The sequence below is a fragment of the Novosphingobium sp. 11B genome (genome assembly GCF_054589055.1).
This window is the reverse complement of sequence record NZ_BAAILP010000010.1, coordinates 1-23,583: the sequence shown is the minus strand read 5'-3', so window position 1 is coordinate 23,583 and position 23,583 is coordinate 1. Positions and strand designations below refer to the sequence as shown.

Genomic DNA, 23,583 nt, shown 5'->3' with positions numbered 1-23,583 from the left:
CTAAACAGATGGTGGATGCGGGGCCGGGGGTTAGCGCCTAAGCATTTGGCGGAGGGCATCAGGGGGTGCCCGAAAGCGAAATGGTGGGTTCCATGATGAACGTGCCGTCGATGCGAGCCGGTTCGAGTGGGGGCACTGGGGCTGGTTCCGAGACCGGGTCCGCGTGGCCGGGAGAGTCTTCTCCGCGCTATTTTCCCGATGATCCCGCCGTGTCTGCGGCTCGCCGGTTCGAGGCCTTCGAAGGCGTGCTGATGGCGGCGGCGCTGCTTGCGGCGGCAGGCATGTTCATGGCGGCGGCAAGCAATACTTATTCGATCACGGGTAGTGCCTCGGCAGCGACGGGCGTTTCTTCCGAATTGCCGTCGGACCCGACCATCGGCGGGCGGTTGCTGGTGGCACAGGATCTCGTCGCGGACCGGGAGACGGCGGGGCTGGAGCGGGCGATCGGGCTGCTCGAAGGAGTGACGGCCCAGGCGCCCGGGTTCGCGCCGGGCCATGCCGGCCTTGCCGAAGCGCTGATTCTCTCGCGCGAGTTCGGCGGCAGGAACGACGCCGATGCATTTCGGCAGGCGCGGGAAGCGGCATCGGCGGCGGTGCGGCTCGATCCCGACCTCGCTTCGGGCCATCGTCTGCTGGGCTTCATCGCCTATTGGCGAGACCACGATTTCGCGCAGTCGCAAAGGCGTTTCGCCCGCGCGCTCGCACTCGATCCAGACGATGTGCTGTCGCACTTCTGGTACGGCAATATCCTCAGCGACCATGGCGACCATGGAGCGGCGCTGGCGCAACTGGAGCGCGCGGCGGTACTGGAGCCCGGCTCGCTGCCGATCCGTACCGACCTGGCCTGGGCGCGGTGGTCGGCGGGGCAGGACGCGATCGGTGTCGCGACGCTGAAAGACATCGCCGCGTCTCATCCCGAGTTTCCGGTCGCGCAGGACTGCCTGGCGGTGATCGCGCTAGTCGATGGCGACCACGCGGGTTACGTCCGCCACTTCACCCGGTTCGCCCGTTCGCGTGCGGATGCGCGGTTGCTGGCGAAGGCTGGCGAGTTGACCCATGCGGGGCAGGGACGGCTGCTTGACGTGGTCTACCAACAGGCGCTGGCGGATGTAGCGGATGGATCGCGCAGCCGGGCGTGGCCGGTGCTCGTCGCGTCGCTGCGGGGAGAGCGGGCATCGGTGGTCAGCCTCCTGCGGGCGGCCGACCGGGCGAACGAGGCCTGGGGCGACGCGGCGTTGATCCCGCGGATTCGCGCCGCATGGAAAGGCGATCCCGAAGTTGCCGCGATGATCGACCGGCGCGTGAGCGCGAACGCGGTGCGGCTAGCTTCCCGTTGAGGGGACCTGCCCGCCGAGGGCCTGATAGACCTGCACTTGCGCGACCAGCCGGTTGTAGCGGTTCTGGATGAGGCTGCTACGCGCGCTGCGGGCACGTTCCTGCGCGTCGAGCCAGGAGCGCAGGGGGATGAGCCCTGCGCGGTACTGCCGCTCGTACAGCGCCTCGGCGTCGATGGCAGCATCGTAGTTCTGCGCCGCGAACTGAGCCTGCCGGATGTACTGGTCGCGCGCCGAGAGCGAGACCTGCGTGTCGCGCAGGGCATCGTAGAACGTCTGGCGGAAGTCCTGCACGGCGATCTCGTAGTCGGCCCGCGCGACGCCGGTGGCGAGGCGCACCTTGGCCGGGTTCAGCTCCGCCAGCGACAGCGCGCCGCCGAGGCTCGCGACCGGGTTGGTGAAGAATTTGAGCAGCGATGCACTGGCGGTGCCGAGTGCGCCGGTCAGGCTGAAGCTGGGGTAATAGCTCGCGACCGTTGCGTCACTCGTCGCCAGCGTGGAGCGCAGGCGCAGTTCGGCGGCGGCAAGGTCCGGGCGGTTGGCGAGCAGGGAAGCAGGGACGCCCGCAGCGACGGCGGGGAGGTCGGCCTGGGGTAGCGCCTGAGGTTCCTGTCCATCGTAATCCTGCCGGGCGAGCAGGGCGGCGATAGTCTTGAGCGCTTCGACGCGGGCCTGCACCAGCTGCGTCTGCGATGACTCCTGCGACGCGACGGTCTGCTGCGCATCGCGTAGTTCGAGGCGGGAGACGGCGCCCGCATCGTATTGTCGCTGCACCAGTTCCAGCGCCCGGCGTACATAGGCAAGGCTCTGTTCACCCAGCGCGATCTGCTCGTTGGCATAGGCGAGCTGCCACCATGCCTGAACCGTGGTGCTGACGAGTGCGAGGCGGGTTTCGGCAAGGTCCTGCGCGGTGGCCTGCGCTTCCCAGCGGGCAGCGTCGGCCTGCGCATCGAGGCGGCCGAACAAGTCGATCTCCCACGACGCGCCGAGCGAGGCGGAACTGCTCTTGCTCCACGCCGACCCGCCTTCCAGCGCCTTGGACGCGTCGGATGAGGCATTGGCCGACAGGCTTGGCAACAATGCCTGCCGTGCGAGGTCCGACGATAGCTTCGCGCGCTTGAGGCGCAGGCCTGCCGCAGCAAGGTTGGCGTTGTCGGCGAGGACCCGGTCGACGAGCGCGGTCAGCTCGGCATCGTCGAACTCGTTCCACCACGGTGCGCCGACCTTCTGCGGCGCGCCGAGCACGCCCGCATCCCAGTTCGCGGCGACCGGCACGGCGGGCGTGGCATAGTGTGAACGGACCACGCCGCCGCAGCCTGCGGTCAGCGGCAGCAGGGCCAGCGCGGCAAGGAGGTGAGGGCGCATCGTCAGTCTCTCGAAAGGGCGTCGACCGGATCGAGCCGGGCCGCACGGCGCGCGGGCAGGAAGCCGAACACGACGCCGATGAGGGTGGAACAGGCGAAAGCTGCGACGATCGACGTGGTCGAATAGGCCATCGCGAAGTCGGAGGCGAAGTAGGAAAACACCACGCCCAGCGCCAGCGACAGGCCGACGCCGATGACGCCGCCGATCAGGCAGACGAGGATCGCCTCGATCAGGAATTGCTGGAGGATGTCGGACTGGCGCGCGCCCACCGCCATGCGCACGCCGATCTCGGCGGTGCGTTCGGTGACCGAGACCAGCATGATGTTCATCACCCCGATGCCGCCGACGACCAGCGAGATCACCGCGATCGCGGCGACGAGGAGGGTCATCGTCTGGGTGGCGCTGGTGATCGTGGCGCGGATGTCGTCGGAGTTGCTGATGAAGAAGTCGACGGTGCCGTGCCGCTGGGTCAGCAGCTGCGTCACGGCGTCTTGCGCCGCCGAGGTCGAGACATTGTCGCTGATGCGCACGGTGATGCTGGAGACGTAGCTCTGGCCCAGCATCCGGCTCATCGCGGTGGTGTAGGGGACATAGGCGGTCAGGCTGTCGCTGCCGCCGAAGCCCTGCTGCTGGGTGCCGACGATGCCGACGATGCGCACGGGAACCTTGCCGAGCAGCACGACCTTGCCGAGCGGGTCCTCGCCATCGGGGAACAGGGTCTTCTGCGTGTTCTCGTCGATCACCGCGTCCTGCGCCAGTTCGCGCACCGCCTGCGTATCGAACAGACTGCCGGAATTGAGCGTCAGGCCGCGCACGCGGAAGTAGTCGGCGCCGACGCCGCTGACTTGCGCGGTGGCGGCGACGTTGCGGTATCGTGCGGTCACGCTGGTGGAGACGCTGGGCGTCACGCTGTCGATGTAGGAGAGCTGGCCGAGCGCCTCCGCGTCGCTGTCCTTGAGCGTCTGGATCTTGCCCGATCGCATGTCGCCGAAGCTCTTGCCGGGGTAGACGGTGAGCGTGCTGGTCCCGAGCCCGGATATGTCGGAAAGGATCTTGGCCTGCGACCCGTTGCCCAGCGCCACCACCGAGACCACCGAGGCGATGCCGATGATGATGCCCAGCATCGTCAGGAAGGTGCGCAGCTTGTGCGCCGACATGGCGAGCACGGCCATGCGGAACGCCTCGCGGAAGCGGTCGGCAAGCTGGCCGAAGCCGCTGGCGCCGGTCGGCGGTGGGGCGAGGGCGGGCGCGGTCTTGGGTTCGGAGGTGCGGCGATCGTCGATGATTGCGCCGTCGCGGATCTCGATGATGCGCTCGGCGTGCTCCGCGACGTGCATGTCGTGCGTGACGATGATGACCGTGTGGCCTTCGGCGTGAAGTTCGCCGAGGATCGCCATGACTTCGACGCCGCTGGCGGAATCGAGCGCGCCGGTGGGTTCGTCGGCGAAAATCACCTCGCCTCCGTTCATCAGCGCGCGCGCGATCGAGACGCGCTGCTGCTGGCCGCCCGAAAGCTGGCCCGGCCGGTGCCCGGTCCGCTCGCCGAGGCCGAGACGGGACAGGATCTGTGCTGCGCGCGACGCGCGTTCGCCGCGCGGCTTGCCCGCGTAGATCGCCGGAACCTCGACGTTGCCGAGCGCCGAGAGGTCGGTCAGCAGGTGATAGCGCTGGAAGATGAAGCCGAAGTGCTCGCGGCGCAGCGCGGCCAGTTCGTCGGGCTCCAGTTTTGCGGTGTCGCGGCCGTTGACCCGGTACGATCCCGAGGTCGCCCGGTCGAGGCAGCCCAGGATGTTCATCAGGGTAGACTTGCCCGAACCGGACTGGCCGACGATGGCGACCATCTCTCCGGCCTCAATGGTCAGGTCGATGTCCTTGAGCGCCGCGAAGACGCCGTCACCCGAAGGATACTCGCGCCGGACGTGCGAGAGCGAGAGGAGCGCGGCGGGTTCCATCACCCGCCTCAGAAGCCCGGCGGCCCCATGCGGCGGCGACCGCTCGTTCCGCTATCGGCCTTGGCCTCGCCGATGACGACGTTCTCGCCTTCCTTGAGGCCGGACAGGACCTCGACGTTGACGTTGTTGTTGAGGCCGATCCTGACCTTGCGGTCCTCGATCTTCCCGTCTTCTGTCTTCACGCGGACGGCATAGGTGCCATCCTTGCCCTTCGCGCCGAGCGCGGTGGCCGGGATCGTCAGCGCATTGGCGCGGCGGTCGAGGACGATGGTGACCTTGGCGGTCATCAGCGCGCGCAGGCGGTTGTCCTCGTTGGGCACCTCGAACAGCGCGTTGTAATAGATCGCGGTGCTGGAGGACGAACTGCTCGACGAGGAACTGCTGGAACTGGAGCTGACTTCATCGACGATAGATTCCGGCGCCGGTTCGATCATGCGCAGTTTGGCCTCGTAGCGCTTGTCGGGATCGCCGAGGATGGTGAAGTAGACCGGCAGGTCGGGCTTCACGTTGATGACGTCGGCTTCCGAGACCTCGGCCTTGATCGTCATCACGTCCAGCTTGGCAAGGATCACGATAGTCGGCGCCGACTGGTTGGCGTTGACGGTCTGGCCCTGCTTGGTGACGACGGCGACGACGACGCCGTCCATCGGCGCGGTGATCTTGGTGTAGCCCAGTTGCACTTCGGCGGTGTTGACGCTGACGCTGGCGCCGCGGATCTGCGCTTGCAGGGCGTCGTAGCTGGCCTGGGCGGACTGCAGTTCCTGCCGTGCCGTCTCGAAGTCCTGCTGCGATGTCGCCTCGCCGGCGCCAAGCATCTTCTGGCGGTTGAAGGCAAGCTGCGTGCGCGCCAGCGTGGCCTTTGCCGATGCGGCCTGCGCCTGCATGTTGGCAAGGTCGGCGCGGGCGGTCTCCAGGCTGTTGGTCTGGGTGCGCGGATCGATCAGGCCGATGAGGTCGCCCTTGTGGACCACGTCGCCGATCTCGAAGTTCAGTTCGTCGAGGCGGCCGGACACCTGCGCGCCGACGCTGACGAGTTCCTTCGGCTCCAGCGTGCCCGTCGCCTCGACGGTGCGTTCGAGCGCCCCGCGCGCGACCTTCACGGTCGCGACGTCAGGCTCCGCCGGAGCGGCGAGAAACAGCTTCCAGACGAGAAGGAGAACGCACGCGCCGAGTACGACGCCGCCGATCACGATGCGACGAGTGGTGAACATGCTGCTTCGTATGGCCGCTGGAAGGCAGCTTGTAAGCAGGGATTTTGGTAGCAATGTGTAACGGTTGCGCCAATCCCTGCGACAAAGCGCGACTGTGCCGGAGCCGACCGGTCCGGTCGGTCAGCCCTGATAGATGCCTGAGGGCGTACCCATCACGCCCGCATCGACCTCGTAGAGCGCGCCGTCGAATTCCGATTCCGGCAGGCCCGTTGCCGCAGAAGTCACGAACATGCGGTCGAGGTTCTCCCCGGCAAAGGCGATGTTGGTGATGCGCCTGGCGGGCAGCTCGATCGAGCGGTCGCGGGTGCCGTCGGGCGCGAAGCGGCTGATACGGCCGCCGTCCCAGTGGGCAACCCAGAGGAACCCTTCCGCATCGGTGGTCATGCCGTCGGGATAGCCGTCGTCCTCGGAGAAGCGGATGAATTCCTGCCGATCACGGGCGCCGCTTGCGTCGAGGGCGAAGCGGTAGATCGTACGGCGTCCGGAATCCGTGTGGTAGAGCCAGTTTCCGCAAGGCGAGAACGCCGGGCCGTTGGTCACGGTGTAGCCGGTGTCGATGACCTGCCAGTCGCCCTGCGGCGACAGGCGGTAGAACGAGCCGGAGACTTCCTCCTCGGCCATGTCCATGGTGCCGCACCAGATGGCGCCGTGGCGGTCGGCCTTGCCGTCGTTCATGCGGTTGCCGGGCAGGTGCGGCTCGGGGTCGGAGCGCTCGCCGATGGTCAGCGGATCGAGGGTGATCGCGGCGACGCCGTCGCGGAAACCACCGAGGAAGCCGCCGGAAGCACGCGGAGCCACCCAGCCGAGCGGCGCGGGCATGTCCCAGCGTTCAATGGCGCCGGTGGCCAGCGTCAGCCGGTTGAGGGCGGGGGCGAGGATATCTACCCAGTAGAACGCGCCATCTCGCTCGCACCAGAGCGCGCCTTCGCCGAGGGTGTCGCGCACGTCGCGCTCGATCTTGCGCCAGAGGGTCATTTGCCGTCTCTCCCGGTCGGGGGTGAGGGAGGCCCACCCCGCTGCGACTAGGCAGCAAGCTGCCAAATCTCACTGCCCCTCCCGCAAGCGGGAGGGGTATCTTCATGTCTCCCCTCCCGCTTGCGGGAGGGGTTGGGGGCGGGCCTCTTCGCGGCCTCAGTGGTTGTCGCGCGGCAGGCCCATGGTCTGGGCGATGCGTTGATACTTTTCCGCACCTTCGAGGATCGCGCCGGTATCCATCTGGCCCACGAGGGCGCGCTGGATTTCCTGCCACGGCGTCTGCGAGGCGGGGTACTGGTAGCCGCCTGCGGCCTCCAGCTCGGCACGGCGCGTCGCCATCTCCTCGTCGGAGATCAGCACGTCCACTTTGCCTGCCTTGAGGTCCATGCGCACCCGGTCGCCGGTCTTCAGCAGCGCCAGACCGCCCATCGCCGCCGCTTCGGGCGAGGCATTGAGGATCGAGGGGCTGCCCGAAGTGCCCGACTGGCGGCCGTCGCCGATGCAGGGCAGGGCGCTGACGCCTTCGGTGATGAGGTAGGCGGGCGGGCGCATGTTCACGACTTCGGCCGCGCCGGGGTAGCCGATCGGCCCGGCGCCGCGCATGAACATCAGCGTCTCGGGGGTGATGCCGACCGAGGGATCGTCGATGCGGTGGTGGTAGTCCTCGGGACCGTCGAACACCACGGCGGGGCCTTCGAAGGCGTCCGGGTCTGCGGGGTTCGAGAGGTAGCGGTCGCGGAACTCCTTGGAGATCACGCTGGTCTTCATGATCGCGGCGTCGAACAGGTTGCCCGACAGGACGAGGAAGCCCGCCTCCTCGACCAGAGGCTGGTCGAAGGTCTTGATGACCTTGTCGTCCTCGATCGTGGCGTCACGGCAGTTGTCGCCGATGGTCTTGCCGTTGACGGTGAGGGCGCTCTCCTGGATGAGTCCCTGGCCGATCAACTGCGCGACGACGGCGGGGACGCCGCCCGCGTGGTAGTAGTCCTCGCCCAGATACTCACCGGCGGGCTGCAGGTTCACCAGCAGCGGGATCTTGTGGCCAAGGCGCTCCCAGTCCTTGAGCGGTAGGTCCACGCCGACGTGGCGGGCCAGCGCGGCAAGGTGGATCGGCGCGTTGGTCGAACCGCCGATCGCGGCATTGACGACGATCGCGTTGTGGAAGGCGTCGAGCGTTAGGATGTCGGAGGGCTTGAGGTCCTCCCGCACCATGTCCACGATGCGCTTGCCGGTGTGGTAGGCGCATTCCTGGCGGTCGCGGTAAGGCGCGGGGATCGCCGCCGAACCGGGCAGCATCATGCCCAGCGCCTCGGCGAGCGAGTTCATCGTCGTCGCCGTGCCCATGGTGTTGCAGTAGCCGGTGGAGGGCGCCGAGGAGGCGACGAGCTTGATGAAGCCGTCCGCGTCCAGCTCGCCCGCCGCCATCATCTGGCGGCCCTTCCAGACGATCGTGCCCGAACCGGTGCGCTCGCCCTTGTGCCAGCCGTTGAGCATCGGGCCGACCGACAGCGCGATCGCCGGGATGTTGACGGTCGCGGCAGCCATGAGCATCGCCGGGGTCGTCTTGTCGCAGCCGGTGGTCAGCACCACGCCGTCGAGCGGGTAACCGTAGAGCGCCTCGACGAGGCCGAGGTACGACAGGTTGCGGTCGAGCCCGGCGGTGGGCCGCTTGCCGGTTTCCTGGATCGGGTGGACCGGAAATTCCAGCGCGATGCCGCCCATCTCGCGGATGCCTTCGCGGATGCGCTCGGCCAGCACGAGGTGATGGCGGTTGCATGGGCTAAGGTCGCTGCCCGACTGGGCGATGCCGATGATCGGCTTGCCCGAACGCAGTTCTTCAAGGCTGAGGCCGAAGTTCAGGTATCGCTCCAGGTAAAGCGAGGTCATGTCGATGTTGTCGGGATTGTCGAACCAGGCGCGCGAGCGCAGCTTGGGAGCAGGGGTTTCGGTCATGGTTGTTTTCTTTGGTCCGGTTCAGCGCGGAGAAGTGGTGACGCGGTAGATCATGACGTGCCGGTACGGCTTGCCGGGATCGACGCGGGTGCTCGGGAAGTTGGCGTGGTTGGGGCTGTCGGGGAACTTCTGCGGTTCCAGCGCGATGCCGTCGCCCATGCGGTAGAGGTGGCCCTGCTTGCCGATGAAGGTGCCGTCGAGGAAGTTGCCGGAGTAGAACTGGACGCCGGGCTCGGTCGTCAGCAGTTCCAGCACGCGGCCCGAGACGGGGTCTTCTAGGCGGGCGGCGAGTTCGGGGGTCTTCGTCTGGCCCTTGTCGAGCGCGAAGTTGTGATCGAAGCCGCGGCCGTAGACGATCTGCTGGTCGTTGCCGTCGCGCAGGCCCACGGCGACCGGCTTGCCCTTGCGGAAGTCGAACGGCGTGCCCTCGACGGCGCGCAGTTCGCCGGTCGGGATCAGCTTTTCGTTGACGGGAGTGTACTTGCTCGCCGGGAGGGTGAGCACGTTGGTCATCGCATCGCGCTCCGACCCTTCGCCCGCCATGTTGAAGATGGCGTGGTTGGTCATGTTGAGCACGGTCGGCTTGTCGGTCGTCGCGTCGAAGACGATCTGCAGGTTGCCGGATTCGTCGAGCGAATACGTGACCTTCGCCTTCACCGTGCCGGGGTAGCCGGAGTCGCCGTCAGGGCTGACCAGCGAGAACACTGCCGTCGCCACCTTGCCCGACTTCACCGATTCGAGCTTCCAGTTCTGCACATCGAAGCCCTTGCCGCCGCCGTGGAGCGACTGGCCGTGGTCGTTGCCGGGAAGTTGGTACGTCTTGCCGTCGAGCGTGAACTTGCCGTCGGCGATGCGGTTGCCGTATCGGCCGATGGTGGCGCCCCAGAAGTTCGGGCGCGTCTCGAAGTCGGAGAGCTTGTCGTAAGCGACGAGGACGTCGGCGGTCTTGCCGTCGCGATCGGGCGCATTCAGCTTCCACAGTGTCGCGCCGAAGGTCAGGATCGTGGCGGAAACGCCGTTGCCTGCCGTCAGCGTCACCGCGGTGACTTCGCTGCCGTTCGACAGCTTGCCCGCGCTCGCCTGCGTCGCTTCGGTGGCCAGCGCGGCATTGGCGCCGAATGCCAGTGCCAGAACCGACGCTGCCGTCGTGATGGCCTTGACCGGATTCCTCATTCCCTTAGCTCCCGCATTTCGGTGAGATTTCGATTCTTGTACGAAGACGCGCCCCATTGACGACGCCGCTTCGCGCATATAGTCCGACAAATAGAAAGAGCGCAAGCCGGTTCACGGTACAAGTGGTCGTCCGGCGTCGCTATCGAGAGGAATGTCATGCCCCCAGTGGTCTCATCCACCGACGCCCCGGTGCTGCACGCCCAGCCCGCAGGCGTGCGCTACGGTCCCGCGCTTACGCTGCTCGCCAGCCTGTTCTTCATGTGGGGCTTCATCACCGTCATCAACAATACGCTGCTGCCGCACCTGCGCAGCGTATTCGAGCTGAGCTACACCCAGACGACACTGATCGAATCGGTATGGTTCATCGCCTACTTCGTGGCCTCGATCCCGTCAGCCAAGCTGATCGAGCGGATCGGCTATCAGAAGTCGCTCGTCGCGGGCCTGCTCATCATGGCTGCAGGCGCATGCGGCATGATGCTGGCAGCCAGCATCCCGTCCTACGGCGTCACGCTCGTCATGCTGTTCGTCATCGCCAGCGGCATCACCCTGCTGCAGGTGGCCGCGAACCCCTACGTCGCTGTCGTCGGCAAACCGGAGACCGCGTCCTCGCGCCTCAATCTGGTGCAGGCGCTGAACTCGGCGGGCACGATGCTGGCGCCGCTCTTCGGGGCCTACCTGATCCTCGGTCGTTCCAAGGGCGGCACGGCGACCGCCGGGACCGTCCTGACCGAAGCCGAACGCATGGCGGACGCCCACTCGGTGATCCTGCCTTACGCGCTCGTCGCCGTGGTGCTGGTGATCCTCGCGGTCATCATCGCCAAATTCCCGCTGCCCGCTATGGGTTCGGCCGACTCGCGCGCCGCCAAGGAGGAGCGCAAGCACCTCTCGCTCTGGAACCACCGCAACCTGGTGTTCGGCGTGCCCGCGATCTTCATCTATCTGATCGCTGAAATCGGCGTGGCCAACCTCTTCGTGAACTTCGTCAGCCAGCCCGACATCGCCAACCTGACGCACGAGCAGGCGGGCAAGTACCTGTCGTTCCTGTGGGGCGGCATGATGGTCGGTCGCTTCGCCGGGTCGCTGGTCATGCAGCGCTTCGATGCGGGCAAGGTGCTGGCGTTCTTCTCGATCGGCGCCTTCGCGGTGATGATGGTCACCGTGTTCGCCCATGGTGAAGTGGCGATGTGGTCGCTGATCCTCGTCGGCCTGTTCCACTCGATCATGTTTCCGACCATCTTCACCCTCGGCATCAAGGGCCTCGGCCCGCTGACCGAGGAAGGTTCCGGCCTGCTCGTCATGGCGATCGCAGGTGGCGCTCTGGTCGTGGTGCAGGGCTGGCTGGCCGACAACTACGGGCTGCAGACCTCGTTCCTGCTGACGGCGGTTTGCGAACTCTACGTGCTGTTTTACGCCCTGTGGGGAAGCAAGCCGACCAACGCGGTGCCGCCGCCGGAAGCGACTTTCGAATAACGCTTCAGGCACGCAAAAAAGCCCCGGCGGGAAATCGTCGGGGCTTTTTTTGTTTAAGAAGCAAGAGGAAGTCGCAGGGGTTTACCACCCCTGCACCCCGTGGACTTGGTGACGAGGTGCGCGCAGCAGTCTCGGTGCTCTATTGCGCCGCAGGCTATTCAGTCTCCCGGCTCACCGTCGCGGATGAGGAGGCGGCGCGCGTGCCCTCGACGATATACGGGGTGCAGGGGTGGTAAACCCCTGCGAATTCCCCTGTTCAATCTTCCATCGAGCTACGCGTATCTTCCAGAGCCAGATCCACCAGCACGTTCATCGCCTCCGCAGCTGCAGCCGCATCCCCTGCTGCGATCGCGTCGTAGACCTTGACGTGATCCGGGATCGGATTGCGCGGCAGGGCGCGGGCGCGTTGCTTGAACTGCGTAGTCCAGTTCACCGCCGCGCCAATCGAGGCGCTGAGGGTTAGAAGCGCGTCGTTGCGCGTCGCCTGAAGGATGGCCTTGTGGAAGTCGCGGTCAGCGGCGCGCCCGGCTTCGGTGGTGAGGGTATGGCGGCGCATGGCGGTGAGGGCGTCCTTCATCGCTTTCAGGTCGGCCTTATCTCGGCGTTGGGCGGCGAGGCGGGCAGCGGCGGGTTCGACGATGGCCCGCAGTTCGAACAGGCTGCGGACGAACTCGATGTCGGGTTCGCCTGCGAAGGCCCAGCCGAGCACTTCGGGGTCGAGCAGGTTCCAGCGATCACGCGGGAGTACGCGCGTGCCGGCCTTGGGGCGGCTCGCGACGAGGCCCTTGGCGGTGAGCACCTGGATCGCCTCGCGGTAGGCGCTCCGGGAGACCTGCAGTTCCTCGGCGAAGGCGACTTCGCCCGACAGAATGTCGCCGGGAGCATATTTGCCTGACAAGATGGCGGTGCCGAGCTTGTGTGCAATGGCTCCGTGCAGTCTGCGGCCGGGGCCTCGGGCTTCCTCGCCCTGTTTGATGTTTTCGTCGGCGGTCGTCAAATCGGCATCTGGCACAGGTATGGGCTCCTCCGGGAGCGAAACTAACAGCGGTTTGCACGAGAAGGAACGACAAACATTGCGTTTCGCTCGCACAGGAAATATGTCGGAGTAAATAGGGAGTGCCCAATGACTGAATTTCGTTCCATCGTCGCCGCTACCGGTGAGCCTCAGGGTGAGCCGCTCGCCATCAGCACCACCGCTGATGTGGCCGCTGCCTGCGCCGCCGCGGCTGCTGCGTTCGACACCTACCGCGCTACCGATCGCGAGACGCGCGCTGTGTTCCTCGAGCGAATCGCCGACGAGATCATGGCGATCGGTGAGCCGCTGATCGAAGCCTACATCGCCGAGAGCGGCCTGCCGCGCGGTCGCGGCGAGGGTGAGCGTGGTCGTACCTGTGGTCAGCTGCGCCTGTTCGCCGACGTCGTGCGCAAAGGCCAGTGGCAGCAGCTTCGTATCGATCCCGCGCTGCCCGACCGCGCGCCGCTGCCGCGTCCGGACCTGCGCTTGCGCATGATCCCGGTCGGTCCGGTCGCAGTGTTCGGCGCCTCGAACTTCCCGCTCGCGTTCTCGACGGCGGGTGGTGACACCGCTTCGGCGCTGGCGGCGGGCTGCCCGGTCGTCGTCAAGGGCCACCCGGCGCACCCGGTCACCGGCGCGCTGATCGCTGCCGCCATCACCAAGGCGGTGAAGGATGCGGGTCTGCCCGAGGGCGTGTTCCAGCACCTCGTCGGTCCCTCGAACGAACTGGGCGCGGCGCTCGTGCAGCACCCGGCGATCATGGCGGTCGGCTTCACCGGTTCGCGTGGCGGCGGTCTTGCTCTCGCCAGGCTCGCGCAGGCGCGCGAAGTGCCGATCCCGGTCTATGCCGAAATGTCGAGCATCAACCCCGTCCTGCTGCTTCCCGAGGCGCTCAAGGCGCGCGGCGAAGCGCTCGGCGCGGCTTTCGTCGGTTCGTTGACGATGGGTGCGGGCCAGTTCTGCACCAACCCCGGCCTGATCCTCGCCGTCGAGGGTGAGGGGCTGGACGCCTTCGTGACCGCCGCGACCACCGGCGTTTCGGAAGCCAAGCCGCAGACCATGCTGACCACCGGCATCGCCGCCGCGTACGCCAAGGGCGTCGCTGCGCTCGAAGCTCTTCCCGGCGTCGAAACTCTGGCCAAGGGCGAAGAGGGCAGCGTCACCACCGGCGGCGCGATCCTGTTCCAGACCTCGGCCGCGCAGTTCCTTGCGGACAAGGCGGCGGGCGACGAAGTGTTCGGCGCCTCCTCGATCGTCGTGCGCTGCAAGGACGAAGCCGAGCTGCTGACCGTACTCGAAGGCCTCGAAGGCCAACTGACCGCCACCCTCCACATGGACGATGCCGACGAGGGCGCCGCCGCCCGCGTCCTGCCGGTGCTGGAGCGCAAGGTCGGCCGCATCCTCGTCAACGGCTGGCCCACCGGCGTCGAAGTGTGCCACGCGATGGTCCACGGCGGCCCGTTCCCCTCGACTTCCGACCCGCGCACCACGTCGGTCGGCAGCATGGCGATCGACCGCTACCTGCGTCCGGTCAGCTACCAGAACTTTGCGCAAGGGCTGCTTCCGGCCGAACTGCGCGACGATGCCTTCGGTGACGGCGCCCCGCGCCTGATCGACGGCACGCTGACCCTCAACTGATCTGATCCAACCATCCGGGCGGCGCGTCCCTCAAGAAGGGCGCGCCGTCTCAGGGAGAGTTTTCCATGACTTATCTTCGCCTGCTCCAGCACCTGAGCGCCGAGGGCGTTCGTTCCGTCATTCTCGCTGACGGTGATGCCGCGCATTTCCTGCCGGGCGTCGCTTCGGTGCGTGAACTCGCGCTTGGCGCGATCGCTGCGGGCCAGACGCTTGCCGAGGCCGCAAAGGATGCCGGGCAGGGTGAAGCCGTCGATATCGCCGCCGAGTTCGCGGCTAGCCGTCTGCTCGCGCCGATTGACCACGAGGACGGTGCGCACCTGCTGATGACCGGCACCGGCCTGACTCACCTCGGTTCCGCCGAGGGGCGTGACAAGATGCACAAGGCGGCGACTTCGGGCGAAAAGCTGACCGATTCGATGCGCATCTTCCTCGAGGGCCTCGAAGGCGGCAAGCCTGCGCCGGGCGAAGTCGGCCAGCAGCCGGAATGGTTCTATAAGGGCGACGGTTCGCAGCTCGTCGGCCCGACCGACGACCTCGAAATGCCCGCCTTTGCCAAGGACGGCGGCGAGGAGCCCGAACTCGCAGGCATCTACCTGATCGGCGAGGACGGCACTGCCTACCGCCTCGGCCTCGCGCTTGCCAACGAGTATTCGGACCACGTTACCGAGCGTCACAACTACCTGTGGCTGGCCCACTCGAAGCTGCGTCAGGCCGCGCTCGGCCCAGAGCTGCTGCTCGGCACGCCGCCCTCGCATATCGAGGGCACCAGCAAGGTCATCCGGGGTGGCGAGACGATCTGGGAAAAGCCCTTCCTCTCGGGCGAGGGTAACATGTCGCATACGTTCGCGAACCTTGAGCATCACCACTTCAAGTACGACCTGTTCCGCCGCGCGGGCGACGTGCATGTCCACTTCTTCGGCACCGCGACGCTTTCGTTCAGCGACGGCGTGCAGACGCAGGAAGGCGACGTGTTCGAGATTTCGGCCGCACCTTTCACGCTGCCGGTCGCCAACAAGCTGGTCCGCGTTCCCGAGCGCGCCTTCGCGGTGAAGGCGCTCTGATCGATGGACCCGATCCGCATTGCGGTGGTGGGCGTGGGCAAGATCGCCCGCGACCAGCACCTTCCGGCGATCGCCGGGAACAAGGCGTTCAGCCTCGCCGCCACCGTCAGCCCGCGTGATCCGGGCGTCGAGGGCGTGCCCCACGCGAAGAGCCTCGACGAACTGATCGCGAACGGTCCTGCGGTCGACGCGGTGGCGCTCTGCACGCCGCCGCAGGTCCGCTACGACCTTGCCGTGCAGGCACTGTCGAAGGGCATGCACGTGTTCCTTGAAAAGCCGCCGGGCGCGACGCTGTCCGAAGTCGTGGCGCTCGAAAGCCGCGCCGAGAAGGTCGGCGCGACGCTGTTCGCCTCGTGGCACTCGCGCTTTGCGGCGGGCGTGGCCCCGGCGCGGGCATGGCTGTCCGACCGCAAGATCGAGAAAGTCTCGATCGTGTGGCGCGAGGACGTGCGCGTGTGGCATCCGGGCCAGGCCTGGATCTGGGAGCCGGGCGGCCTTGGCGTGTTCGATCCGGGCATCAATGCGCTTTCGATCGTCACGCACATCCTGCCGCGCCCGATGTTCCTGCAGGGTGCGACGCTGGAGATCCCGGCCAACCGTGCCGCGCCGATCGCCGCCGACATCGAGTTCCGCGACACCGCTGGCGCGCCGATCCACATGGACCTCGACTGGCGGCAGACCGGCCCGCAGTCGTGGGACATCGTCGTAGAGACGGACGAAGGAACCCTCAAGCTGTCGAACGGCGGCGCGGTGCTGACGCTTCCGAGCGGCACCGAGCATGCCGAGGACATGGAATATCCGGGCCTCTACGCGCGCTTCGCCAGCCTCATCCGGGGTGGCCGCAGCGACGTGGACGTGGCGCCGCTGCGACTCGTCGCCGACGCATTCCTGCGCGGCCACCGCAAGCTGGTGGACGAATTCCACGATTGATTCCCTAGGGAGGGGACTGAAATGACTAAGTTCTTCCGCCGCACGTCGCTCGCCATGCTGATGGCAGCGACGGTGCTTTCCGCGCCCCTGAGCCAGACGGCTTCGGCCGATACGGGCGGCCAGCCCACCACCGCCACGATCGAGGGCGGCAAGCCCGGCCCGGTCTACAACAAGGACGTCTTCACCCAGTTCGCCGAGCATCTGGGCGAGGGCATCTATGGCGGCCTGTGGGTCGGCAAAGGCAGCAAGATCCCCAATACCAACGGCTTCCGCAACGACGTCGTCAAGGCGCTGAAGGACTTGTCGGTTCCGGTGATCCGCTGGCCCGGCGGCTGCTTCGCCGACGAATACAACTGGCGTGAAGGCATCGGCCCACAGGCCAAGCGCCCGGTCAAGATCAACACCCACTGGGGCGGCGTGACCGAGCCAAACGCGGTCGGCACGCACGAGTTCTTCGAGCTGATCCGACAGGTCGGCGCCGAGGCCTATGTCGCGGGCAACGTCGGCAACGGCACTCCGCGCGAAATGGCCGAATGGGTCGAATACATGACCTCGCCCGCCGGTTCGCTGGCGGATGAGCGCGCCAAGAACGGCCACAAGGAACCGTGGAAGGTCAAGTACTTCGGCGTCGGAAACGAGCTGTGGGGCTGCGGCGGCAACATGCGCCCCGAGTTCGCGGCGGACGAGACGCGCCGCTATGCCACCTTCATCAAGCCGCCCGCCGGGACCAAGATCCTGAAGGTCGCGGCCGGCGCCAACGTCGACGACTACAACTGGACCGAGACGATGATGCGCGTCGCGGCGAACCAGCTCGACGGCGTTTCGCTGCACTATTACGTCCACCCCGCCGGTGGCTGGCCGCCGCGTGCGCCTGCAGTGAACTTCGACGAGTACGGCTGGGCCGATGCGCTGAACGGCGCGCGGCACATGGACGAACTGATCACCAAGCACTCGGCGATCATGGACAAGTACGATCCCGAGAAGCGCATCTTCCTCGCGGTTGACGAGTGGGGTTCGTGGTATGCGCAGGACGAGGGGACGCACCCCGGATTCCTGAGGCAGCAGAACACCTTGCGTGATGCGCTGATCGCCTCTGTGCACCTCGACATCTTTGCGAAGCACGCCGACCGTGTGCGCATGACCGCCATCGCGCAGATGGTGAACGTGCTGCAGGCGATGATCTTCACGCAGGGCAGCAAGATGGTGCTGACCCCCACCTACCACGTCTTCGAGATGTACAAGCCCTGGCAGGACGCCACCGTGCTGCCGCTCGAGATCAAGTCGCCGTGGTATTCCAAGGACGAATTCACCATGCCTGCGGTCAGCGGCTCGGCGGTGAAGGCGAAGGACGGCAAGGTGCATGTCGCGCTGTCGAACCTCGATCCGAACCAGTCGAACACGGTGACGATCAAGCTCGACGGCGTCAGCGCAGCGGCGGTTTCCGGCCGTATTCTGACGGGCTCGGCGATCAATTCGCACAACACCTTCGACGCGCCTGACGTCGTCAAGCCCGCCGCCTTCACCGGGGCGAGCGTGCAGGGCGGCCAGATGGTCGTGACGCTGCCGGCGAAGTCGGTGGTGGTGCTGGAACTGCAGTGATGAAGGCGGCCTTCCTCGGTCTCGCGGCGCTGGCTCTTGCCAGTTCCGCGAGCGCCCAGCAGGTCGGCGAGAAGGGTGCCGGGACGCTGAATTCGCAGCTTTCCGGCGACCTTGTCGTGCATGATCCGGTCATCATCCGCGAGGGGGACACGTATTACGTGTTCAGCACCGTGGGCAAGTATATCGGCATCAAGACCTCGACCGACCTGAAGGTGTGGAAGGATGCCGGTTCGGTGTTCTCCGAAATACCGGCGTGGGCGAAAGATGCTGTTCCCGGAACCGAAGGTATCTGGGCGCCGGATATTTCGTATGTGAACGGCGAATACCGACTGTACTATTCGGTCTCGACCTTCGGCTCCAACCGTTCGGCGATCGGTCTCGCGACCAGCAAGACGCTGGGGCCAAAGGCGAAATGGCAGGATCATGGCCTTGTCGTCATGTCCACCAAGGACGATGACTTCAACGCCATCGACCCCAATTTCGTCGTCGATGCGCAGGGACGCCAGTGGCTGTCGCTCGGCAGTTTCTGGAGCGGTCTCAAGCTGTTCCCGCTCGATGCGAAGACCGGCAAGGTCGTGCCCGGCACCGAACCGTATTCCATCGCCCGCCGCCGCGCACCCGCGGGAGCGGCGGCGCCGGTAGAGGCGCCGTTCATCATTCCGCACGGCGGCTGGTACTTCCTGATCGCGTCCTACGACTATTGCTGCAAGGGCGTGAACTCGACGTATTACACCGTCGTCGGCCGCTCGAAAAAGATCACTGGCCCTTATCTTGGCCGTGACGGCAGTTCGATGATGGAGGGCGAGGGCACCATCCTGCTGCGCTCCGACCTGCAGGAAAAGCAGCGTTTCCGGGGACCCGGCCATGCCGGGGCGTTCACCGACAAGGACGGCACGACCTACCTCGTCTACCACGCCTACGACAAGGAAGCCGACGGCCGCCCCACGCTGCGCATCGCGCCGCTGCGGTGGGACGCGGACGGCTGGCCTGTTGCCGAATACTGAACACCCACCTGACGGCGCCCCGGTTTCGGCCCTGAACCAAGGCCGGGGCGTCCTTTTTCAAGGTGGCACCCAACGGGGGCCTAACGGCACCTAACACGACCATAACGCACCAGAACCGCCGGAGAGGCCATGATGAACTTCCCCCTGTCGCGTCGCAACTTCGCCACTGCTGCATCGCTGCTTCCGATCGCCTGCGCCGCGCCGGGCAAGAGCGTGATCGGCACCTCGCAGACCCCTGATGTCCCCGGTGCGATCAACCCGCTGGTGAAGCGCCGGGCCGACGCGCAGGTGTTCCTGCACGAGGACGGCTGGTACTACATGACCGGCTCTGTGCCCGAGTACGACCGCCTCGTGCTGCGCCGTTCGAAGACCCTCGCCGGCCTCACCGATGCCGAGGAGCGGGTGTTGTGGCACCACGAATCGAGCGGGCCGATGTCGGGCTTCCTGTGGGCGCCCGAACTGCACCTGATCGCCGGCAAGTGGGTGATGTACTTCGCTGCCGGCCCCAGCGGCGGCGGCGAGGACGTGTTCCGCATCCGCACGTATGCAGTGGTCTGCGACGGGCCGGACCCGATGACCGGGGGCTGGTCGGTGCTGGGCGAATTCAAGGCGCCGTGGGACAGCTTCAACCTCGATTCCACCAGCTTCGTCCACCGGGGCGTGCGCTACTTCGCGTGGGCGCAGCGCGAGCCGGGGATCGAGACCAATTCCAACCTCTACATCGCGCCGATGAAGGACGCGCTGACCCTGTCCGCGCCCGCAGCGCGCCTGACGGTGCCGACGCTCGACTGGGAAGTGCGCGGCTACAAGGTCGCCGAGGCACCGGCCGTCATCGTCAAGAACGGCCGCCTGTTCATGAGCTATTCGGCCAGTGCCACCGATGCGCGCTATTGCCTGGGGCTGCTGTCGATCGGCGAGACCGACAACCTGATGGACCCGCGCGCCTGGACCAAGTCGCCGGAGCCGGTCTTCGTCACCTGCCGTGAAACCTCTGTCTACGGCCCCGGCCACAACAGCTTCACCACGGACGAGCAGGGCCGCGACATCCTCGTCTACCACGGCCGCGACTACGAGAAGATCGAGGGCGACCCACTGTTCAACCCCGATCGTCACACCCGCATTCAGCGCCTCTATTTCGACGGCAACGGCAATCCGGATTTCGGCGTGCCGGTGGGCAATGGTGCGCTGCCGGAGCGCTTCATCCCCGCCGTGCGCCGCACCGTGCGGCTGGCCGCCGAGGGCGCGCGCCTTTCGGTGAGCGATGCCTCGTTGCCGCAGACGCAGTTCCGCTCGGTCGAGGCGGGCGAGGGCACCGTGCAACTGGTGCCGATCCTCAAGCCGGACCATTGCCTTGTCGCCGGGGCCGACGGTTCGGTGTCTCTCGCGCCGCTCTCTGCGACCGAGGCGGCCCGTTTCCGCCGCGAGGTCGGTCCGGCGAGCGGCACCGTGCGCTTCGCTTCGGTCGCTTTCGAAGGCAGGGCGCTCGCCCATGCCGGGGACCGGGTGGTGCTGGCCGACGCCTATGACGCCAGCGTGGCCTGGCTGGCGGATTGAGCCTGCCGTCGTCCCGGACTTGATCCGGGACCGGTGTCGGTCTTTAGGAGGACGCTGGCCCGGAAGCACCCTCTGGGAGGTGGGCTGTTCACGGCCAGCGGTCCCGGATCAAGTCGGGGACGATGGCGTTTAATTGTCTGATTTAATCGCACGTCGATGCCCGGGAATGCGCCCGCTAAAGCGACAAGTGCGCTCCATATGCCACATCTCTGCATCCTTTTTGTCGGAGCAATGCATTTTCCTCTTGCGTCTAAATAGTCCGACTAATAATCAGGCGCCACACAGTTTCGGGGCATGGTATCGGCCAGCCCCCTTGGGAGGGTTGATCATGGCGTTCAAGCCATTCGCATTTTGCACCGCATCCGTTCTCGCTCTCGGCTTCGCCTCCGTCGCGCAGGCTCAGGACGCTGCTCCGCAGGATACCGCGCCTCAGGCCGCTGCAGATGATGCCAGCGCCGAAGACATCATCGTCACCGGCGTGCGCGCGTCCATCGTCGGCGCCATCAACAGCCGCAAGGACAATGTCCAGATCGTCGACTCGATCGTCGCCGAGGACGTGGGCAAGCTGCCCGACAACAATGTGGTCGAGGCGCTGCAGCGCGTCACCGGCATTCAGGTCACCGACCGTGCCGGCGGTGAAGCCGCGACGATCACCATCCGCGGCCTGACCGATCCGCTGACCACGCTGAACGGCCGCAACATCTTCACGGCGGCGGGCACCTCGTTCGCGCTGCAGGACATCTCGGCCAACCTCGTCAAGAAGATCGACGTCTACAAGACCCGCTCGGCCGACCAGATCGAGACCGGCCTTGCCGGGCAGATCGACGTACAGACGCGCCGTCCGCTCGACTTCGACGGCTTCACCATCTCGGGCCTTGCGCGCGGCATCTATTCGGAGCTGGCCGACAAGGCCAACCCCAACGTCGCGCTGCTCGTGGCGGACAAGTGGGACACCGGCATCGGCGAGATCGGCTTCCTCGTGAACGCCAGCTACACCCGCGCCGAATATCGCAACCAGAACCTGCAGGCGGGCGCCATGGTGCCGTTCGCCACCGAGACCCCGCCTGCAGGTTCCGGCCTGACCCCGTTGGAGCGAATCTTCCCGGGTGACCGCAACCAGAACTGGACGCCTGGACTCGACGCGGGCCTGCCGATCGCGCCCGGCTCGACGCTGAACATCAACGGTGTCGAGACGCCGTACTACCTGTCGCGCGACGCGGTGATCGCCTCCGACCTCTACGGCAAGCGCACGCGCCCGTCGGTCAACGCCGCGCTGCAGTGGGCGCCGAACGATCGCTCGGTCTACACCGCCGAAGTGTTCTACACCGGCTTCCGGGGCAAGACCTTCAACAGCCTGAACTTCAGCTTCGTCGATTGGTGGGGCAACCTGCCCGCTGACGTCGCCAACAGCTTCGAGCTGTATGACGGCACCAACATCATCAAGTCGCGTCAGGCCGGTGCGGTCGCAGGCTTCAACAGCGGCGACTATTCGACCAACAAGACCGACAGCTATGTCTACGCCTTCAACGCCAAGTGGGACGTGGCCGATCGCGGCAAGATCACGGCCGACGTCGCCTATCAGGACAGCAAGAACGAGACCTCGTTCTTCGCCATCCGTACCGATCGCGCGCCGCTCGACATCGACGTGGACTTCAACGCCGGTGGCGGCCTGCCTTCGTACAGCTTCGGCAATCCGGGCGTCCTGACCGACGCTTCGGCGTGGACCGTGGGCAACCTGTTCGACAGCGGCACGAAGAACAAGGGCAGCGCGCTGACCGTGATGCTCGACGGCGAGTACGAGTGGGACGAAGGCTTCTTGCGCCGCATCAAGGCGGGCTTCCGCTACGACGACCGCAAGGCCGACAGCTACGTGCGTGACCAGGGCGCGGGCGGCCTGCCGGGCGTGACGCTCGACCAGTTCGGGCAGGGTACGCCGTTCACCAACAGCGGCTTCTTCGACGGCCGCGCCGACATTCCGACCAGCTGGGTCCTCGCCGATCCGCGCACCATGGACAAGGATGCGGTCCGCACCCTGTACCGGGCGGTCAACCCGGGGCTGCTGCTGTCCGACCAGCTGAGCTTCGGCCACGTCTTCGGCATCGGCGAGATCAATACCGCCGCCTACCTCATGGCGGACGGCGAGATCGAACTGTTCGGCCGCCCGCTGCAGCTGCAGGCCGGTGTGCGCTATGTGCAGATCGATACCGACTACGAATACTTCGATCGCGGCAACGGCTTCGCCCGCACCGGGGTTTCGACCGGCTCGGCCAAGTGGCTGCCCTCGTTCACCGCGCGCTACGGCATCACTGACAACCTGCGCATCCGTTTCAACTACGGCGAGACGCTGCGCCGTCCGGCCTTCGGCGATCTCAACCCCAACGTCACGCTGACGGGCGACTTGTCGCGCATCGGCTTCGGCACCGGCAGCGCGGGCAACGCCAACCTGACCGCGACCCATTCGAAGAACTTCGACCTTGCGATCGAATGGTACTTCGAGCGCAACAGCGCGATCTACGCGACGGCCTTCCGCCGCGAGATCAACGGGCTGGTCGTGCCGCTCACGGGCCGCGAGATCATCCCGGACAACTACCTGCCGCGTAACGAGACCTACACCGAGACGTTCAACATCACCCGTCCGGTCAATGCCTCCGACGGCGTGCTGAAGGGCGTGGAACTGGGCCTGACCTACTTCCCGACCTATCTGCCCGGCCCGCTCAACGGCCTCGGCTTCACCGGCAGCGCCACGATCCTCGACTCCGAGCAGACGATCCCGGTCGTCAACACCCAGGGCGAGATCACCGGCTCCACCAAGTCGGCGTTCTTCGGCGTGTCGAAGCTGTCGTACAACGCGACGCTGGCCTACGACAACGGCCCGATCGGTGCCCGCCTGTCGTACATCTGGCGCAAGGGCTTCCTCCAGAGCAACGAGGGCCGCTCCTTCGCGAACCCGATCGGCTTCTGGCGCGCGCCTGAAAAGAGCCTCGACCTGCAGCTGACGTGGAACGTCAACGACGATATCGGCGTGACCTTCGACGCAGTTAACCTCACCAAGGCGAAGCAGCAGAACTACTACAAGTTCGGCGACGTCGGTAACGCGCAGCAGTTCAACTCCAGCACGCTGCTGATCGACCGCACTTTCGCGGTGGGCGTGCGCTTCAAGTTCGACTGATACGGCGAGGCACGCTGCGGGAACGCCATTCCCCGCGGCGTGCCCCGCTCAGGGCGGCCGGGACGGGTCGGGGCTCCTTCCTCTCCCAACACCCGATACGGACCGGCCGCCCTTCCGATTGCTTCAACGTGCCGTCCCGGACAGGTTCCGGGACCGGTGCTGTCCGGCGGGGGGGGGGGG

General features: G+C 66.5%; 16 protein-coding genes. 9 read left to right on the top strand and 7 right to left on the bottom strand.

Annotated features, from left to right (window positions below):
* Positions 1-209: 209 nt before the first annotated feature.
* Entirely contained in the window at positions 210-1,337 is a 1,128-nt protein-coding gene (locus ACYPYD_RS00820) for a hypothetical protein (RefSeq protein WP_459661729.1), read from the top strand.
* Here the strand turns inward: ACYPYD_RS00820 and ACYPYD_RS00815 are convergent.
* The 6 genes from ACYPYD_RS00815 to ACYPYD_RS00790 all read right to left on the bottom strand — a co-directional run bounded on the left by ACYPYD_RS00815 (position 1,323) and on the right by ACYPYD_RS00790 (position 9,963).
* Entirely contained in the window at positions 1,323-2,699 is a 1,377-nt protein-coding gene (locus tag ACYPYD_RS00815; RefSeq protein WP_459661728.1) for an efflux transporter outer membrane subunit, read from the bottom strand. The genes ACYPYD_RS00820 and ACYPYD_RS00815 overlap by 15 nt on opposite strands.
* A gap of 2 nt (positions 2,700-2,701) precedes the next feature.
* Positions 2,702-4,651: a MacB family efflux pump subunit gene (locus ACYPYD_RS00810; protein ID WP_459661727.1), complete on the bottom strand. Its 1,950-nt coding sequence runs from the start codon at positions 4,649-4,651 to the stop codon at positions 2,702-2,704.
* Between the two features lie 8 nt (positions 4,652-4,659).
* Positions 4,660-5,862: an efflux RND transporter periplasmic adaptor subunit gene (locus tag ACYPYD_RS00805; RefSeq protein ID WP_459661726.1), complete on the bottom strand. Its 1,203-nt coding sequence runs from the start codon at positions 5,860-5,862 to the stop codon at positions 4,660-4,662.
* Positions 5,863-5,982: 120 nt separating this feature from the next.
* On the bottom strand, positions 5,983-6,837 hold the full coding sequence (locus ACYPYD_RS00800) for an SMP-30/gluconolactonase/LRE family protein (RefSeq protein WP_459661725.1): 855 nt from the start codon (positions 6,835-6,837) through the stop codon (positions 5,983-5,985).
* A 156-nt stretch (positions 6,838-6,993) separates the two neighbouring features.
* Complete coding sequence (locus ACYPYD_RS00795; RefSeq protein WP_271181576.1) at positions 6,994-8,790, bottom strand: IlvD/Edd family dehydratase; 1,797 nt, start codon at positions 8,788-8,790, stop codon at positions 6,994-6,996.
* A 21-nt stretch (positions 8,791-8,811) separates the two neighbouring features.
* Positions 8,812-9,963 (bottom strand): aldose epimerase family protein, encoded by a 1,152-nt coding sequence (locus tag ACYPYD_RS00790; protein ID WP_459661724.1) that lies wholly within the window; start codon positions 9,961-9,963, stop codon positions 8,812-8,814.
* Positions 9,964-10,119: 156 nt separating this feature from the next.
* On the opposite strand from ACYPYD_RS00790, the gene ACYPYD_RS00785 reads away from it, so the two are divergent.
* Entirely contained in the window at positions 10,120-11,433 is a 1,314-nt protein-coding gene (locus ACYPYD_RS00785; RefSeq protein ID WP_459661723.1) for a sugar MFS transporter, read from the top strand.
* Between the two features lie 256 nt (positions 11,434-11,689).
* Here the strand turns inward: ACYPYD_RS00785 and ACYPYD_RS00780 are convergent, their stop codons facing one another.
* Positions 11,690-12,445: a FadR/GntR family transcriptional regulator gene (locus ACYPYD_RS00780; protein WP_008829560.1), complete on the bottom strand. Its 756-nt coding sequence runs from the start codon at positions 12,443-12,445 to the stop codon at positions 11,690-11,692.
* Between the two features lie 111 nt (positions 12,446-12,556).
* Between ACYPYD_RS00780 and ACYPYD_RS00775 the strand changes: the two genes are divergently transcribed.
* The 7 genes from ACYPYD_RS00775 to ACYPYD_RS00745 all read left to right on the top strand — a co-directional run bounded on the left by ACYPYD_RS00775 (position 12,557) and on the right by ACYPYD_RS00745 (position 23,403).
* Positions 12,557-14,086 (top strand): aldehyde dehydrogenase (NADP(+)), encoded by a 1,530-nt coding sequence (locus ACYPYD_RS00775; protein WP_459661722.1) that lies wholly within the window; start codon positions 12,557-12,559, stop codon positions 14,084-14,086.
* Between the two features lie 65 nt (positions 14,087-14,151).
* Positions 14,152-15,147, top strand: coding sequence for an AraD1 family protein (gene araD1 / locus ACYPYD_RS00770; RefSeq protein WP_459661721.1), 996 nt, complete (start codon positions 14,152-14,154; stop codon positions 15,145-15,147).
* Positions 15,148-15,150: 3 nt separating this feature from the next.
* A complete protein-coding gene (locus tag ACYPYD_RS00765; protein WP_459661720.1) occupies positions 15,151-16,077 on the top strand; it encodes a Gfo/Idh/MocA family protein in 927 nt (308 codons plus the stop codon).
* A 21-nt stretch (positions 16,078-16,098) separates the two neighbouring features.
* Entirely contained in the window at positions 16,099-17,676 is a 1,578-nt protein-coding gene (locus tag ACYPYD_RS00760) for an alpha-N-arabinofuranosidase (protein WP_459661719.1), read from the top strand.
* Positions 17,676-18,680: an arabinan endo-1,5-alpha-L-arabinosidase gene (locus tag ACYPYD_RS00755; protein WP_459661718.1), complete on the top strand. Its 1,005-nt coding sequence runs from the start codon at positions 17,676-17,678 to the stop codon at positions 18,678-18,680. The genes ACYPYD_RS00760 and ACYPYD_RS00755 overlap by 1 nt, the downstream gene beginning before the upstream one ends.
* Before the next feature lie 132 nt (positions 18,681-18,812).
* The gene (locus tag ACYPYD_RS00750; protein WP_459661733.1) at positions 18,813-20,234 is read left to right on the top strand and encodes a family 43 glycosylhydrolase; all 1,422 of its coding nucleotides are present in this window, start codon (positions 18,813-18,815) and stop codon (positions 20,232-20,234) included.
* Between the two features lie 328 nt (positions 20,235-20,562).
* Positions 20,563-23,403 carry a TonB-dependent receptor gene (locus tag ACYPYD_RS00745; RefSeq protein WP_459661717.1) on the top strand — a complete coding sequence of 947 codons (2,841 nt, stop codon included), beginning with the start codon at positions 20,563-20,565 and terminating at the stop codon, positions 23,401-23,403.
* Positions 23,404-23,583: the final 180 nt, after the last annotated feature.